Origin of the sequence: Elstera sp. (assembly GCF_044372965.1) — a bacterium.
GTDB lineage: Bacteria > Pseudomonadota > Alphaproteobacteria > Elsterales > Elsteraceae > Elstera.
In genome coordinates, this window is record NZ_JBILQX010000083.1 from 1 (window position 1) to 14,514 (window position 14,514).

Consider the following 14,514-nt stretch of genomic DNA (forward strand, 5'->3'; position numbering starts at 1 on the left):
GCCGATGATCGCGGGCGGGTTGATCGTGCAAGCCACGATCCAACTGGCGCTCGCCCTTCTCACCGAGGCGGGCCTGTCCTTCCTCGGCGTTGGCATCGCCCCGCCCAATCCCAGTTGGGGCCGGATGCTGGCCGATGCACAAACCTATCTGACCCGCGCGCCCTATCTCGCAGTGCTGCCGGGCACGGCGATTGCGCTCGCGGTGCTCGGTTTCAATCTGCTCGGCGACGGCTTGCGCGACTGGCTCGACCCGAAAGGCGCGCGCTGATGTTGGCCCTTGAGCGACTCAGCGTCACCTTGCCCCTCGGCGAGGGCGGCACCCCAGTGCCGGTTCTGGAGGAGGTGAGCCTGACCCTCGGGCGCGGCGAGCGCTTAGGCGTGGTTGGCGAAAGCGGCTCCGGTAAGACGCTACTGGCGCTCGCCATTCTCGGGCTTCTGCCGGAGGGGGCCCTTGCCAGCGGGACGATTCGTTTCGACGGGGTCGATCTTCTCACCCTCGCCTCCGAAACACGCCGCGCCTATCGCGGGCGGCGCATCGGCATGGTGTTTCAAGAACCGATGACGGCGCTGCACCCGATGCTGACCATCGGCGATCAGATCGGCGAAGGGATTGCCCTGCACCAAGGCCTGCGCGGGGCGGCCTTGCGGCAAGCGACGCTCGATCTGTTGGCGCAGGTGCAGGTGCCCGAGCCCGCTCGGCGGATCGATTCCTACCCGCACGAACTTTCCGGCGGGCAGCGGCAGCGGGTGGGGCTCGCCGTGGCCTTGTCGGGCAATCCCGATTTGCTAATCGCCGACGAGCCGACCACCGCCCTCGACGTGACCGTTCAACGCCAGATTCTCGCCCTCTTACACGATCTCACCGAGGCGCGCGGGCTGGGGCTTTTGCTGGTGAGTCATGACCTCGGCGTCGTCGCGCGCCTCACGCAACGGCTGCTGGTGCTCTATGCCGGGCAAGCGGTGGAGACGGGACCAACGCCGGACCTGCTCATGCAACCGCTCCATCCTTACCTCAAGGGGCTGCGCGCCGCCGTTCCCGGCCTCGGCGAAACCCTAACGCCCATCCCCGGCAACCTTCCCACGCCGCAGGAACGCGGAACCGGTTGCCGTTTCGCCCCACGCTGCGCCTTCCGGCAGCCCCCCTGCACTGATCCGCAAATCTTACGCGCGCAGGGGGCCCGGACCGTCGCCTGCTGGCAAGCCGAGGCCTTGGGATGAGCGCGCCGCTGCTGGAAATCGAGGGCTTGAGCCGCCGTTACGCGCTGCCGCGTCCGCGTCTGTTTGCTCCCGCCCCGCAGTTCGCCGCCGTTTCCGATATTTCCTTTTCGATTGCCGAAGGCGAATGCCTCGCCATCGTTGGCGAGAGCGGCTGCGGCAAATCCACCCTCGCGCGCCTTATCGCCGGATTGGACCGCCCCAGTGCCGGGCACCTTCGCTGGGCCCCAATGCCGGAGGGCTGCGTTCCGGTGCAGATGGTGTTTCAAGACCCGTTCAGTTCGCTCAACCCCCGCCGAACCATCGGCTGGAGCCTGCAAGAGCCGCTCTATCGCAGTGCCCACCCCCGCAACCAACGCATATCTCGCATGCGCGAAATACTCGAAGACGTTGGACTATCGCCGGAGGTTGCCACCCGCTACCCGCATGAATTTTCGGGCGGGCAGCGTCAGCGCATCGCCCTTGCCCGCGCACTGATGCCAAACCCGCGCTTGCTGATCGCCGACGAGCCCACATCGGCGCTTGATCTTTCGGTTCAGGCGCAGATTTTGGCGCTTTTAGGCGAGCTTCGCACCCGCCATAAGCTTGCCATTCTGTTCATTTCCCACAATCTGCTCGCGGTTCGCGCGGTGGCCGACCGCGTGCTGGTAATGGCCGAAGGTCGGCGGGTGGAACTTGGACCCACGGCTGAAATTTTTACCCGGCCAGCCCATCCAGTCACGCAAAACTTGCTGGACGCCGAATTAATACTACCTAATTTAACTAAATTCTCTTTGGATGAGTTTACTGTTCGGTAATCGATCTGTGGGAGCATCCATGCCAGATGAGTGAGAGTCGGTAGTCTAAACCGACCCGAGGGCCGATAGACTTGGAGGCTAGCATGACGGACTTTCCTTTCTTGGTACGTGTTCCCGAAGCGACCGCAGACGAAACGACCCTCGGGGAGTGGCTCGAAATTCGGAATGCGCAGTATATGAGCCGTGTCGATGTCTCGCCCGCATCGGTGACGTATGAGTTCAGCTTTGCCTCGAAGCAAATTGCTGACGAGTTCGCCCGCAACTTCGTAGCTTAATTTTGTCGCGGAACGAAAAATTTCGTTCCCCCGCGACCGCTATCCCGCCCTCGGACCTGAAAATCCGGAGGGCGGAATTGCGAGATTTCCCGGCGCTGGCCGAGCTTTATTTGACGGTTCGGCGCATCACTTTTAATTGGTTGCCCGCCGAAACCTTTCATCCCGACGATTTTTATCGGGACACTCAGGGCGAACTCCTCTGTCTCGCCTGTGCCAATCAGGAAATTTTGGGCTTTGCCTCGGTTTATCTGCAAAGCGCCTTTTTGCATTCGCTCTATGTTACCCCCGCAGCCCAAGGGCGCGGCGTGGGGAGCGCTCTTCTGACCCATGTGATCCGAACCACGCGGGGGCGGATGACGCTGAAATGCCTCGCGCTGAACCGCCCCGCCCAGGCCTTCTATAGTGCGCACGGCTGGACCGTTATCGGGCGCGGTGAAAGCGGCCATGGCCCTTATCTGACCTTCGAAGCCCCCGCGCGCTGACGCTGCCAGATCAATCGTCAAACAAAGTACCTTGGCGTGCGTCGACGGCGGTGCGGCGCGCGGCTTCGCGCGCGGACGGGGCCGGTGCTTTGCGGCTGCCATGTTTTTCGACAACGGCTGCGGCGGCCTGCCGAAACGCGCGCTCCCGCCGCAACGGCCACAACGCCTCCCGCGCGAAACGGGCCGCCTCCGTAACATCGACAATGGGACGCGGATAGGTGCCGTCGAGCCGCACCCCCGTCGCCCTCAGCAGCGGCGTTTCCGCCTTCCACGGCTCATGCAGCAGCGGGGTTGGCAAATCGGCGAGTTCGGGGAGCCATTTGCGCAGAAACACGCCGTCCGGGTCGTGATCGAGCCCTTGTTTCACCGGATTATAAATGCGCAGCGTGTTGATGCCCGTGGTGCCCGACTGCATTTGCACCTGCGGGTAATGAATGCCGGGTTCGTAATCGATAAAACAGCGGGCCAAATGCCGCGCCGGGGCGCGCCAATCCTGCCAAAGCTGATAGGCGGCAAAGGAACAGAGCATCGCGCGCATGCGAAAATTAATCCAGCCCGTCGCCACCAGGGCGCGCATGCACGCGTCGATGAACGGAATGCCCGTTTCGCCTTTCGCCCAAGCCGCGATCCGCGCCGGGTCGGTGCCGCGCAGCCCCTCTAAAGCGGGATGCAGGCACTTGGTTTCGATCGACGGCTGATCTTCAAGCTTTTGGATGAAATGACAATGCCAGGCGAGGCGGCTTAGGCAGGCGTTCAACCCACCCTTCAGCGCGCGGTTCGGGGCGGAGCCCGAAGCCTCCGCCCAATCATCGCCGGACCCCGTCTGACGGTGCGCCAATCGCAGGCGCTGGACGACCTCTGCCATCGACAGGGTTCCGAGCGCCAAGGCCGGGCTGAGACGGGAGCAGGCTTGCGGCGCCGTGAGTGGACTGGATAGGCCCTTGACGTATCGGGCGGCCCGGCGCTGCACAAAGCTTTCCAACAAATAAAGTCCCGTCGCCCGATCGCCCGGCGGCTCGCCGTCGCCGGTGGCGGGCCCAATCGCAGCGCCCATCTGCTCGGGAAGCGGTTCGGAGGTGAGGTGAAATCCCCGCGACGCCAGGGGAATCAAGCCTGGCGGGGCCGACACCAACGGTTCTGCCATGCGCCGATCCCACTGCGCCGCCCAGCCGCTCCGCGACTTTAGACGACGCACAACGCCGGTTTGCGGCATTTCACGCCACGCAATGCCCTCCGCCCGGCACCAGGCCAAAACCGCTTGGTCGCGCCGATAGGTCCAGAGCGAACCGGTTTCCTCGTGGCTCCATAGAGCAAACGGACCAAGCCGCGCCCTAAGATCGGCGAGCACGCCAACTGCGTCCCCACGCCGAACAATCAACGCTTGGCCAAGCCCGGCAAGATCCGCTGCCAGTGTTAACAGGCACGGCCGCAGCACCCGCCAATGACGGGCCGATACGTCGGGTTGCTGCCAGAGATCAGGCTCAAGAATATAAAGCGGCAAAACTGGCCCCGCTAAGGCTGCTGCACACAAGGGGCGATGATTATGCACGCGCAGGTCGCGCTTAAACCATACAACCTGAAGCATTTACCTCACCAGCCTCGATGCATTTTTAAACCAAATTAGCCCGATATTCGTTTCTGGCAAGGTCGGCTTTTGCGCATATTTCAATAAAATACATTTATAATCTAGCTATTCGCAAGAAAAGAACGAGCTTGTGACGCGATGGTTTCAGAATCACTTGCTCCGCCCCCCCGATTATGATTATATTAATTCGACTCGATATTTTCTTGCCCGAGAGTCGGAATGCAGGAGAAAAAAACCATGCCCCAGACCACTACCGCCCTCCACGCCGCCGACACCGTGCGACCTGATCGCGGCGTCTCGCCCCGCGTTGCCATGCTGTGCGACGAGCCCGATCAAGGCCTAGCCTGGGCCTCGGCCCTGACCGACGCGGGCTATACGGTTTCGCCCCTGCTCGGTGCCGAAGATACCGGCCAAAAGAGTGCGCAAAGTTCGGAGTTTGCCCTGATGGTCATCGACAGCGCGTCGGTTTCCTCGATGGATCTGGCTGATCTTCAGGCCGCAAGCCCGGAAACGCCGATGCTGTTGGTTCCGGGCACTCGGAGCGATGGGGAATCCCTGGCGCAGTCCTTACGCGCGATGGGAGCAATGTCGGGCCGCCCGCAAGAAACGGCGACCCTGCGCCAGATCGGGCAATTGCGGCTTGATGGTGCCGCCGCCCGCATCGAGTGGCGCGGCCATCGGGTTGATCTCACCCTATCCGAATTCCGGGTCGTGCAATTGCTGGTCGACCGGGCGGGACAAGACGCCAGCTACCGCGACATTTACGATACGGTGAAAGGCATCGGCTTCATCGCGGGCACCGGCACCGATGGTTACCGCGCCAATGTGCGCGCGATGGTGAAGCGCATCCGCCAAAAGTTCAAAGAAGCGGATAAGCACTTCACGGCCATTCATAATTATCCCGGCTTCGGCTAACGCTGGATTTCGGAAGCGTAAACTAAAGCCTCATCCCGCCTCGGCCAGAAGGGCCGGGAGCGAAAGGCTGAGATAATCGGAGGCTGCCCAGCGCGCACCTAACTCTTTAAGAGCGTCGGCGGTAAGGCTGGTGGCCAGCCCAACCGTCGCCACCCCCGCCGCCAGCGCTGCGCGCAGGCCCGTTGGGCTATCCTCGAAAGCAATTGCCTGATCGGGGGTTAGGTCGAAGCGGCGCAGGGCCTCCTGATACGGATCGGGGTACGGTTTGCCGCGCGGCACCACATCGACGGTAACGATTTCGGCAAAATGAGCGGTTAGGCCGAGGGCAGATAGAACATGATCGGCGTTAGCCCTAGGCGCGTTCGTGACCAGCGCCAGATGGAGCCCGTGCGCCACAGCCGCCGCAATGAACCCCTTCAATCCCGGTAGCGGCTCCAAAGCCGGATGCGCCGCGCGGAACGCCGCCTCCTTCGCTTCGCTCATCGCATCGGCCTCCGCGTCGCTGAGACCGGGGAATAAATTTTTGAAAATCAGCCGGTTCGTTTGGCCCGCAATCCGTTCCGCGTAGAAGCTGTGATCGACGGTAAACCCGTGTGGGGCGAGCACTTGGGCAAAAATTTCGGCGTGCAGCGGATCTGTCGCCGCCAAAGTTCCATCCATATCGAATAAGAGCGCGCGGATTGACGACACGAAATGGCCCTTTCTGGCAGCTTGCATCGGCTTTGATCTCATAACCGTCGCATTTTCGTCTGTATACGAATGCTGAAGATTCCGCAAAGAATCCGCGTGCAACCCGCCCCCGGTCTTGCCATAGTTGACCAATTGGCCCACTTCGCTGGTGCCATATAAAAAATGACGAACAGGCTTCGCTTAGGGCTTCGAGAGAGAGGGATTTGATCGTGACCCGTATGAAGATTGCGGCTTATGCAGCCGGGATGATTGCAAGCCTGATGGGCGCAACCGCGCTCGCTCAGGATTTTACCCCCGCTATCGTGTTCGATATGGGCGGCAAGTTCGACAAGAGCTTCAATGAAGCGGCCTACACCGGGGCCGAACGGTTTAAGAAAGAAACCGGCATCGCTTACCGCGAATTCGAAATCACCAACGAAAACCAGCGCGAACAGGCCCTGGGCAACCTCGCCAAGCGCGGCGTGGCGGTAATCGTTTCGGTTGGTTTTGCCCAGCAAGCCGCCGTTGAAAAGATTGCGCCGCAATATCCGAACGTGAAGTTCGTCATCATCGATTCGGTGGTGAATGCCCCTAACGCCCAGTCGATCATCTTCAAAGAAGAAGAAGGCTCGTTCCTGGTCGGCGCGCTCGCGGCCCTCGCCTCGAAAACTGGCAAGGTCGGTTTCGTTGGCGGCATGGATATTCCGCTGATCCGCGCGTTCGGCTGCGGTTACGCCCAGGGCGCGAAGTACATCAACCCCAAGGCCGACTATATCGCCAATATGACCGGCACGACGCCGTCGGCATGGCGTGATCCGGCCAAGGGCTCGGAACTGGCGATCTCGCAGTTTGACCGGGGTGTGGATGTTGTGTTCGCAGCGGCGGGCGGCACCGGTATCGGTGTGATGCAAGCGGCGAAAGATAAGGGCAAGCTCGCGGTTGGCGTCGATAGCAATCAGAATCACGTTCAGCCGGGCACCGTGCTGACCTCGATGCTGAAGCGCGTCGATAATGCCGTCTACAATACTTTCAGCGATGCCAAGAAGGGCACCTGGAAAGCTGGCACCATTTCCCTCGGCCTGAAGGAAGACGGTGTGGATTGGGCGCTGGACGATAACAACCGCAAGCTTGTTACCGCCGACATGGAAAAGAAGATCAAAGAAATTCGCGCCGACATTATTGGCGGGAAGATTAAAGTGGTCGATTACCGCGCCAACAACAATTCCTGCCCGGTCAGCTAAGGCTGGGTTAGTCGATTGTTGCACGGCTAAACACACGCCCGGATGATGCCTGCGTCGTCCGGGCGCTGTTTTTTAGAGTGTGCTGCGTTAGTTGGTCGCATTCCGCCCGAAACATGCTCTAATTCAGAGCGTCGCAGTTCCGCGACGGACTGCCCTTGGGGACTTTCTGCCGCCGATGAGCCACCCTGCTACCCGCCCTCCAGCGCTAGACCTGATTGGGATTAATAAACGCTTCGGGGCTGTTCACGCCAATCGGGACGTGTCTTTCACCGTCGCCGCCGGGTCGATCCACGGGATTGTGGGCGAGAATGGCGCGGGTAAATCCACGCTGATGAGCATTGTTTACGGCTTCTATCAGGCCGATTCGGGCCAGATTCGCGTGCATGGCACCGATCAGGCGATCCGCACCAGCCAGGACGCCATTCGCCTCGGCATCGGCATGGTTCACCAGCATTTCATGCTCGTGGACACGCTCACCGTGCTGGAAAATGTGATTCTCGGCATCGAACAGGGGTTTCGCCTCGCCCCATCGCTGGCCGCCGCCCGCACCGAGTTGCTGCGCCTCAACAAAGATTATGCGCTGGATGTCGATCCCGATGCGCTAGTCGGCGATTTGCCCGTCGGCTTGCAGCAGCGCGTGGAAATTCTGAAAGCCCTGTACCGGGGCGCGGAAATCCTCATTCTCGATGAGCCGACCGGCGTGCTGACGCCCCAGGAGGCCGACCATCTATTTCGGATTCTGCGCACGCTGAAAGCCGAAGGCAAAACCATTCTGCTCATTACTCACAAGCTGCGCGAAATCATGGACGCGACCGATAGCGTCACCGTGATGCGCGGCGGTGCATTGGTGGGCACGGTGAAAACGACCGAAACCGATAAGTCCCAGCTTGCCGAAATGATGGTGGGCCGCAAGGTCAACCTCAGCATCGCTAAGGCCGACCGCGCGGCGGGGCCGGTCGTGCTGGAAGGCAAGAATATCCGCCTCGTCGACCGACGCGGGGTAACCCTGCTGCACGATTTGAACTTCACCGTGCGCGCGGGCGAAATCGTCGGCGTCGCCGGGGTATCCGGCAACGGCCAGTCGGAGTTGCTCGATATTCTCGCGGGTATTCGCGGCCAAACCTCGGGCGAGTTGCTCTACCACGGTAAACCGCTGCCCGCCCTATCGGGGACCGAGGCCGCCCGCCGCCGCAGCCAACGCATCGCCCATGTGCCGGAAGACCGGATGACGATGGGGCTGGTGAAACCCTTCCCCGCCTATGAAAGCGCTATTCTCGGCTATCATCACGATGCGGAGTTGCAGGGCGACCGGGGCATCTCTCGCCTGCTGTTCGACCGCAAGAAGCTGATCGCCCGCACCGAAAGCTTCATGGCGGAATTCGATGTGCGCCCGCCCGACCCGCTGCTGCGCACATCGCTATTTTCCGGCGGTAATCAGCAAAAAATCGTGCTGGCGCGGGAAATTCACCGCGACCCGGACCTGCTTTTAATCGGCCAACCGACGCGCGGGGTGGATATCGGGGCCATCGAATTTATTCACCGCCGCATTGTGGAATTGCGCGACGCGGGTAAAGCCGTTTTGCTGGTGTCGGTCGAATTGGATGAAATCTTGTCGCTGGCGGATCGAATCATTGTGATGGCTTCCGGAAAGATCACCGGCATCGTTCCCCGTGCCGAGGCCGACGAGCGCCGCTTGGGGCTGATGATGGCCGGGGAATCCAATACCCGTGCCGCAGGAGACGCGGCATGAGCGCGCTATTCAGCAGCAGCCTCGATGGTCCGAATCGTGACGGCAACCTCGCTGCCCAGAACGTTCAGAGCCGCGACCAGTGCGGGCATCTTGGTCCGATGCTTGGGGTCCAGCAGGCGGCGCGCGTCCTTATGGTCGATGCCAAGACGGCGGGCGAGATCGGCAACGCGCAGCCCTTGCCGATGCAGGGCATCGTAGAGGGCCGCTTTCAAGGCGATCGTCTGGTCCGGCGCAACCGGCACCATGCCATCCGTCGCCGCGCTCGGCAGCGGGATCGTCTCGCCATCGATAATCCGCGACGCCAGCGCTTCGGAGAGGCAGTCGGCCGCTTCGGCCAAGGCTTCCGCTCTGGTCGCTCCGTCGGTCAAGGCTTCCGGCAAATCGGGAAATTTGACCAGGAAGCGTCCACCCTCATCGGGGGCGACGATTGCCGGGTAGAGCAAGGTCATCGGCTGCATCGCGTTCTACTCCAGGTCCTGCTTGGTCAGGCCCAACTGCTTCGCCATCTCGATCAGCAGACCCATACCGATTTCCTTCTTCCGATCTTTTACGGTTGTCTTCCGATCCCCGTAATAAAGCGTTCCTTGGGAGCCTTTGCCGTGTCGTTTATCGAAATGAACCGGGATGCCCCGTTCTTTTCCGATTCGCTTGACCTTGGCGATAAAATCACTCCCGTTCATCGCCCAAGAATAGGGCAAAAATGCCCCACTGAAAAGAGGGCCGCATGAGCGCCGCCCGCCTGACCAGCCTGCCGCGCTGGGTCGATCTCGGGCTGTTGCCCTTCCTGAACCTCTCGGCGGCCCTAATCGTCTCCGGGCTCGTCATTGCGCTGATCGGGGAAAACCCGTTTGAAGCCTTGGTTATTCTGGTCAACGGCGCGGTCGGCTATCAAGAAGCGATTGGCTATACGCTGCATTACGCCACGAACTTCATGTTCACGGGCTTGGCGGTCGCCGTTGCCTTCCATGCCGGACTGTTCAATATCGGCGGCGAGGGGCAAGCCTATGTGGCGGGCCTCGGCGTCGCCCTCGTCTGTTTGGCCCTGCCCGGCTGGCCGTGGTGGAGCGTGTTGCCAATTGCGATGATCGCCGCGATTTTCTGCGGCGCGGCCTGGGCAATTATCCCCGGCTATTTACAGGCGGCGCGCGGCAGCCACGTGGTCGTAACCACGATCATGTTCAACTTCCTCGCCACCGCCTTCATGACCTGGATGCTGGTGGACGTGATCCGCGCCGAAGGCCAGCAAGCGCCGCAATCGGCCGCTTTTCCGCCCTCGACGCATTTACCGACGATTCAGGATATGGGGGCTTTTCTGGGGCTCGACCTGCCCCGCATGCCGCTCAATCTGGGGTTCTTTCTGGCAATCCTCACCGCTGTTCTGGTCTATCTCTACATCTGGCACACGCGCTGGGGCTATGAGCTGCGCACGGTCGGCACCAACGAAACCGCCGCTGTTTATGCAGGCATGCCGGTGCCGCGCCTGATTATCATAGCAATGGTGATTTCCGGCGCGCTGGCGGGGCTTGCCGCCATCAACGAGGTGATGGGCGTGCAGCATCGGCTGGTGATGAACTGGACTGGCGGCGTCGGCTATGTCGGCATTGCCGTGGCCTTGATGGGCCGGAATCACCCGGTCGGTATTGCGCTGTCGGCGCTGCTGTTCGGCGCGCTCTATCAGGGCGGCTCCGATCTTGCCTTCGAGATTCCCGCCATTACCCGCGAGATGATCGTCGTCATCCAGGGGCTTGTTATCCTCTTCTGCGGCGCGCTGGAAAACCTGTTCCGCGCGCCATTGGAAGCCTATTTCAAACCGAAAAGCGCTTAAGGGAGGCCGGAAATGGATATGCTCGTTTCCATGCTCGACGCCACCTTCCGCGTGGCAACGCCGCTGGTGTTAGCCGGATTGGCGGGGCTGTTTTCCGAACGCTCCGGCGTTGTCGATATCGGGCTTGAGGGCAAGATGCTGGCCGCCGCCTTTGCGGGCGGATCGGTGGCCTTCATTGCCGCCGATCCCTGGGTCGGCCTGCTTGCGGCCATGCTAACCGCCTGGGGCCTGTCGATGGTCCACGCTTTCGCCTGCGTCACCCATAACGGCAATCAGATGGTCTCGGGCATGGCGATCAATATCGTCGCCGCCGGGATCACGCCGACGCTAGCCTCGGCCTGGTTCCACGAAGGCGGGCGCACGCCGGTTCTGCCGACGGAAGGGCGGTTCCGGCCCATCGATCTGCCTTTGGCGGAAACCGTCAAAGACGTGCCGATCCTCGGGCAACTTTATAGCGACGTGATTTCCGGCCATACCGCCCCGGTCTACCTGACCGCGCTGATCGTGCCGCTGGTGGCCTATATCCTCTATAAAACCCGCTTCGGGCTGCGCTTAAGGGCCGTGGGGGATAATCCGCACGCGCTTGATACCGCCGGGGTCAGCGTCTCCCGCACGCGCTATCTAGCGCTCTCCTGCAACGGCCTGCTCTGCGGGATGGCCGGGGGCTATCTTTCCATCGCCCAGTCGAGCGGCTTCTTGCAGGATATGACCGCCGGGAAAGGCTATCTGGCGCTGGCCGCCCTGATCTTCGGCAAGTGGAAGCCCTGGCCGACCCTCTTCGCCTGCCTGCTCTTTGCCTTTACCGACGCGCTGCAAGTGCGCCTGCAAGGCGTGGCCCTGCCGGTGATCGGCGAAGTCTCGGTGCAGTTCATCCAGGCCGTACCCTATATTCTCACCGTCCTGCTGCTGGCCGGGTTCGTCGGAAAAGCCGTCGCGCCCAAAGCCATCGGCCTGCCCTATGTGAAATCCCGATGACCGATACAATCGACTTCAAAGCCCTGGTGTCCGCTGCGATGGCGATTCGTGGGCGTGCTTATGCCCCCTACTCCAACTATCACGTTGGCGCCGCGCTGCTGACGCCGAGCGGAAAGATCTTCGTCGGCGCGAATGTGGAAAACGCCGCCTATCCGCAAGGGGCCTGCGCCGAAACCTGCGCGATTGGCACCATGATCGCGGGCGGCGAGCGACGCTTGACAGCGGTCGCCGTCATCGGCTCCGGCCCCGATCTCTGCACGCCCTGCGGCGGGTGCCGCCAGCGCCTGTTCGAGTTCGGCCCGGCGGAAACCCCGGTGGCGATTGCAGCGGCGGATGGGACGTTCGAAGTGGTGACGCTTGGAGAATTGCTCCCCCGTGCTTTCGGCCCCAATCATCTACCGGATGCGCCCCTGGCATGAGCGGTGGCCTCACCACCGATTTTTGGCTGCGCGCCCATATCCGGCGCTGGAACGACCGGGGCATCTCGATGATGGTCCGCCATAAGGGCGACCCGCAGGCGGGCGCAGTCCTGGTGGTCATCAATCAAGGCGCGACCGGCTGCACTGTATTGACCCAAACCCGCACGCTGGAGGGGGAAAAGGCGTGGCTGCGCGCCTCTGGCCCCGACCCCATCGCCGAAGCCGACGCCGAAGAAACCATCTCCCGTGCCCGCCGACGCGATCCCGACCTATGGGTCGTGGAAATCGACGACCGCGAGGGCCGCCACCCGTTCGAGGAGCCGATTCTATGAGCCTGGACCCAACCGCCGCGATTGAGACTATTCGCGCCAAAGCCCCCGGCTTTACCCCGCGCGTCGCCATCATTCTGGGGTCAGGCCTCGGCGGGTTGGCCGATCAGATCGAAAACCCGATTATGATTCCCTACGCCGAGATTCCCGGCTTTCCGCGCTCCACCGTCGCGGGGCATTCCGGCGAGCTGGTTCTGGGCACCCTCGGCGGCGTTACCATTACCGGGTTCAAAGGCCGCAAGCATGTCTATGAGGGCGAAGGGCTCGCGGGGATGGCGGTGCCGATCCGGGCGATGAAGGGGCTGGGGGCGGAGCTTTTGATCGTCACCAATGCAGCGGGCTCGCTGCGGCTCGATTTGGAGCCGGGGAAACTCATGCTGATGTCCGATCATATCAATCTGATGAACGGCAATCCGCTGATTGGCCCGAACGACGAGACCATCGGCCCACGCTTTCCACCGATGGCCAATGCCTATCATGCCGCCACCCGCGCCAAGCTTCGCGCGACCGCAGAAAAACTGGGGATTGAGCTGCAAGAGGGTACCTATATCGCCGTGACCGGCCCCTGCTTCGAGACCCCCGCCGAGATTAGAGCCTTCCAGCGTTTAGGGGCGGATGCCGTCGGCATGAGCACGGTGCCGGAAGTTATTCTCGCGCGCCATTGCGGTTTAACCGTCGCTGGGGTATCAGCCATCACCAACCTCGGTGAAGGTCTCAGCGATACCGCCTTAAGCCATGCCCACACGCTGGCCTTGGCGGGACAAGCCGGGAAAGACCTGACCCGGCTGGTCATCGCCTTTCTGGAGGATTTCGGGACATGAGCCTGACGGAAACCGCCGCGCGCGCGCTGGCCCTGCTGGACCTGACCTCGCTGAACGATACGGATACGGACGCAACCATCCGCGCCCTGTGCGATAAGGCCGTGACCCCCGCCGGGCCGGTCGCCGCCATCTGTATCCATGGGCCGTTCGTGGCGCTGGCCAATGGGTTGCTCGATCAGCGCATCGGGCTTGCGACCGTGGTGAATTTCCCCGAAGGCACCCAAGAGCGCAAAACCATCGAAGCCGATATTAAGGCCGCGCTGGTGGCCGGGGCCGACGAGATTGATCTGGTCTTCCCTTGGCAGGCGTTTCTGTCGGGCAAACGCACCTTTGCGCGCGATATCGTTGCGGCGGCGCGGGCGGTGTGCCCGACCGGGGTGATCTTAAAGGTCATCTTGGAAACGGGTGAGCTTGCGAACCCGACCGCCATCCGCGAGGCCTCGGAAGCCGCCATTCTCTCGGGCGCGGATTTCCTCAAAACCTCCACCGGCAAAACCCCCGTGGGGGCGACGCTGGAAGCCGCGCGCATTATGCTCTCGGTGATCCATGATATGGACCCGGAAGTCGGCTTCAAAGCCTCCGGCGGCGTGCGCACGGGGGCCGATGCGGCGGCGTATCTCGCCGTCGCGGATGAGATCATGGGGCCAAGTTGGGCCACGCCCGAAACTTTCCGCTTCGGGGCCTCGTCCCTGCTGGATGATCTGCTGCGCACGCTGGGGCACACCTCCCCCACGGCGGAACCCTCGCGCGCTTCTTACTGAGATTTGACATGACCTTTCTTCCGCAAGAATTGATCCGCAAAAAGCGCGACGGTAATGCCCTGACCGCTGAGGAAATCGCTTTTATCGTCCAAGGAATCACGACGGGCAGCATGGCCGACGAGCAGGTCGGGGCCTTTGCGATGGCGGTGTTCTTCCAAGGCATGAGCATGGACGAGCGCATTGCGCTGACCTGCGGCATGCGCGACAGCGGCACCGTGCTGGATTGGAAACCGCAAAACCTCGGGCGGCCCGTGGTCGATAAGCATTCGACGGGCGGGGTTGGCGATAAGGTGAGCCTCATGCTCGCGCCGATTGTAGCGGCCTGCGGGGCTGCCGTGCCGATGATCTCCGGGCGGGGCTTGGGGCATACCGGCGGCACGCTGGATAAGCTGGAAAGCATTCCCGGTTACAACGCCATCCCCTCGCCGGAACTCTTCGCCAAGGTGACGAAGGAG

18 protein-coding genes and 1 pseudogene are annotated in these 14,514 nt (G+C 62.1%); 15 read left to right on the plus strand and 4 right to left on the minus strand.

Annotated elements, in window-relative coordinates:
* The 5 genes from ACIQ36_RS11575 to ACIQ36_RS11595 form a co-directional block, all read left to right on the plus strand.
* Positions 1–268 (plus strand): ABC transporter permease (locus ACIQ36_RS11575; protein ID WP_395829349.1); only part of this gene is annotated, 268 nt, incomplete at its 5' end.
* On the plus strand, positions 268–1,218 hold the full coding sequence (locus ACIQ36_RS11580) for an ABC transporter ATP-binding protein (protein ID WP_395829351.1): 951 nt from the start codon (positions 268–270) through the stop codon (positions 1,216–1,218). The genes ACIQ36_RS11575 and ACIQ36_RS11580, both read left to right, overlap by 1 nt.
* Positions 1,215–2,012: an ABC transporter ATP-binding protein gene (locus ACIQ36_RS11585; protein WP_395829353.1), complete on the plus strand. Its 798-nt coding sequence runs from the start codon at positions 1,215–1,217 to the stop codon at positions 2,010–2,012. Before ACIQ36_RS11580 ends, ACIQ36_RS11585 begins: the two co-directional genes overlap by 4 nt.
* A gap of 83 nt (positions 2,013–2,095) precedes the next feature.
* Entirely contained in the window at positions 2,096–2,287 is a 192-nt protein-coding gene (locus ACIQ36_RS11590; RefSeq protein ID WP_395829355.1) for a hypothetical protein, read from the plus strand.
* 77 nt (positions 2,288–2,364) lie between these two features.
* Entirely contained in the window at positions 2,365–2,769 is a 405-nt protein-coding gene (locus ACIQ36_RS11595; RefSeq protein ID WP_395829357.1) for a GNAT family N-acetyltransferase, read from the plus strand.
* Positions 2,770–2,779: 10 nt separating this feature from the next.
* Here ACIQ36_RS11595 and ACIQ36_RS11600 read toward each other — a convergent pair whose 3' ends face one another.
* Positions 2,780–4,354: a deoxyribodipyrimidine photo-lyase/cryptochrome family protein gene (locus ACIQ36_RS11600; protein WP_395829359.1), complete on the minus strand. Its 1,575-nt coding sequence runs from the start codon at positions 4,352–4,354 to the stop codon at positions 2,780–2,782.
* 237 nt (positions 4,355–4,591) lie between these two features.
* Here ACIQ36_RS11600 and ACIQ36_RS11605 point away from each other — a divergent pair, with 237 nt between their 5' ends.
* Positions 4,592–5,269 (plus strand): winged helix-turn-helix domain-containing protein, encoded by a 678-nt coding sequence (locus ACIQ36_RS11605; RefSeq protein ID WP_395829361.1) that lies wholly within the window; start codon positions 4,592–4,594, stop codon positions 5,267–5,269.
* A 30-nt stretch (positions 5,270–5,299) separates the two neighbouring features.
* On the opposite strand, the gene ACIQ36_RS11610 is transcribed toward ACIQ36_RS11605, so the two are convergent.
* Positions 5,300–5,986, minus strand: coding sequence for an HAD family hydrolase (locus ACIQ36_RS11610; RefSeq protein WP_395829363.1), 687 nt, complete (start codon positions 5,984–5,986; stop codon positions 5,300–5,302).
* Between the two features lie 191 nt (positions 5,987–6,177).
* Here ACIQ36_RS11610 and ACIQ36_RS11615 point away from each other — a divergent pair, with 191 nt between their 5' ends.
* On the plus strand, positions 6,178–7,179 hold the full coding sequence (locus tag ACIQ36_RS11615; RefSeq protein WP_395829382.1) for a BMP family protein: 1,002 nt from the start codon (positions 6,178–6,180) through the stop codon (positions 7,177–7,179).
* Positions 7,180–7,354: 175 nt separating this feature from the next.
* Positions 7,355–8,929, plus strand: a complete 1,575-nt coding sequence (locus ACIQ36_RS11620; RefSeq protein WP_395829365.1) for an ABC transporter ATP-binding protein — start codon at positions 7,355–7,357, stop codon at positions 8,927–8,929.
* 5 nt (positions 8,930–8,934) lie between these two features.
* On the opposite strand, the gene ACIQ36_RS11625 is transcribed toward ACIQ36_RS11620, so the two are convergent.
* The gene (locus tag ACIQ36_RS11625; RefSeq protein WP_395829367.1) at positions 8,935–9,387 is read right to left on the minus strand and encodes a type II toxin-antitoxin system HicB family antitoxin; all 453 of its coding nucleotides are present in this window, start codon (positions 9,385–9,387) and stop codon (positions 8,935–8,937) included.
* A gap of 6 nt (positions 9,388–9,393) precedes the next feature.
* Positions 9,394–9,627 (minus strand): hypothetical protein, encoded by a 234-nt coding sequence (locus ACIQ36_RS11630; RefSeq protein WP_395829369.1) that lies wholly within the window; start codon positions 9,625–9,627, stop codon positions 9,394–9,396.
* A 26-nt stretch (positions 9,628–9,653) separates the two neighbouring features.
* Here ACIQ36_RS11630 and ACIQ36_RS11635 point away from each other — a divergent pair, with 26 nt between their 5' ends.
* The 7 genes and pseudogenes from ACIQ36_RS11635 to ACIQ36_RS11665 all read left to right on the plus strand — a co-directional run.
* The gene (locus ACIQ36_RS11635; RefSeq protein ID WP_395829371.1) at positions 9,654–10,754 is read left to right on the plus strand and encodes an ABC transporter permease; all 1,101 of its coding nucleotides are present in this window, start codon (positions 9,654–9,656) and stop codon (positions 10,752–10,754) included.
* 12 nt (positions 10,755–10,766) lie between these two features.
* A complete protein-coding gene (locus ACIQ36_RS11640; RefSeq protein WP_395829373.1) occupies positions 10,767–11,729 on the plus strand; it encodes an ABC transporter permease in 963 nt (320 codons plus the stop codon).
* A complete protein-coding gene (cdd, locus tag ACIQ36_RS11645; protein ID WP_395829375.1) occupies positions 11,726–12,148 on the plus strand; it encodes a cytidine deaminase in 423 nt (140 codons plus the stop codon). The genes ACIQ36_RS11640 and cdd overlap by 4 nt, the downstream gene beginning before the upstream one ends.
* The gene (locus tag ACIQ36_RS11650; protein ID WP_395829377.1) at positions 12,145–12,480 is read left to right on the plus strand and encodes a DUF1491 family protein; all 336 of its coding nucleotides are present in this window, start codon (positions 12,145–12,147) and stop codon (positions 12,478–12,480) included. Before cdd ends, ACIQ36_RS11650 begins: the two co-directional genes overlap by 4 nt.
* Positions 12,477–13,298 carry a purine-nucleoside phosphorylase gene (locus ACIQ36_RS11655; protein WP_395829378.1) on the plus strand — a complete coding sequence of 274 codons (822 nt, stop codon included), beginning with the start codon at positions 12,477–12,479 and terminating at the stop codon, positions 13,296–13,298. Before ACIQ36_RS11650 ends, ACIQ36_RS11655 begins: the two co-directional genes overlap by 4 nt.
* Complete coding sequence (deoC, locus tag ACIQ36_RS11660; protein ID WP_395829380.1) at positions 13,295–14,059, plus strand: deoxyribose-phosphate aldolase; 765 nt, start codon at positions 13,295–13,297, stop codon at positions 14,057–14,059. The genes ACIQ36_RS11655 and deoC overlap by 4 nt, the downstream gene beginning before the upstream one ends.
* Before the next feature lie 8 nt (positions 14,060–14,067).
* A pseudogene (locus tag ACIQ36_RS11665) lies at positions 14,068–14,514 on the plus strand (thymidine phosphorylase); the annotation flags it as partial.

Coding starts and splice junctions, on each gene's coding strand:
- ACIQ36_RS11580 (WP_395829351.1), top strand. CDS start 268: ATGTTGGCCCTTGAGCGACTCAGCGTCACCTTGCCCCTCGGCGAGGGC.
- ACIQ36_RS11585 (WP_395829353.1), top strand. CDS start 1,215: ATGAGCGCGCCGCTGCTGGAAATCGAGGGCTTGAGCCGCCGTTACGCG.
- ACIQ36_RS11590 (WP_395829355.1), top strand. CDS start 2,096: ATGACGGACTTTCCTTTCTTGGTACGTGTTCCCGAAGCGACCGCAGAC.
- ACIQ36_RS11600 (WP_395829359.1), bottom strand. CDS start 4,354: ATGCTTCAGGTTGTATGGTTTAAGCGCGACCTGCGCGTGCATAATCAT.
- ACIQ36_RS11605 (WP_395829361.1), top strand. CDS start 4,592: ATGCCCCAGACCACTACCGCCCTCCACGCCGCCGACACCGTGCGACCT.
- ACIQ36_RS11610 (WP_395829363.1), bottom strand. CDS start 5,986: ATGCAAGCTGCCAGAAAGGGCCATTTCGTGTCGTCAATCCGCGCGCTC.
- ACIQ36_RS11615 (WP_395829382.1), top strand. CDS start 6,178: ATGAAGATTGCGGCTTATGCAGCCGGGATGATTGCAAGCCTGATGGGC.
- ACIQ36_RS11620 (WP_395829365.1), top strand. CDS start 7,355: ATGAGCCACCCTGCTACCCGCCCTCCAGCGCTAGACCTGATTGGGATT.
- ACIQ36_RS11625 (WP_395829367.1), bottom strand. CDS start 9,387: ATGCAGCCGATGACCTTGCTCTACCCGGCAATCGTCGCCCCCGATGAG.
- ACIQ36_RS11635 (WP_395829371.1), top strand. CDS start 9,654: ATGAGCGCCGCCCGCCTGACCAGCCTGCCGCGCTGGGTCGATCTCGGG.
- ACIQ36_RS11640 (WP_395829373.1), top strand. CDS start 10,767: ATGGATATGCTCGTTTCCATGCTCGACGCCACCTTCCGCGTGGCAACG.
- cdd (WP_395829375.1), top strand. CDS start 11,726: ATGACCGATACAATCGACTTCAAAGCCCTGGTGTCCGCTGCGATGGCG.
- ACIQ36_RS11650 (WP_395829377.1), top strand. CDS start 12,145: ATGAGCGGTGGCCTCACCACCGATTTTTGGCTGCGCGCCCATATCCGG.
- ACIQ36_RS11655 (WP_395829378.1), top strand. CDS start 12,477: ATGAGCCTGGACCCAACCGCCGCGATTGAGACTATTCGCGCCAAAGCC.
- deoC (WP_395829380.1), top strand. CDS start 13,295: ATGAGCCTGACGGAAACCGCCGCGCGCGCGCTGGCCCTGCTGGACCTG.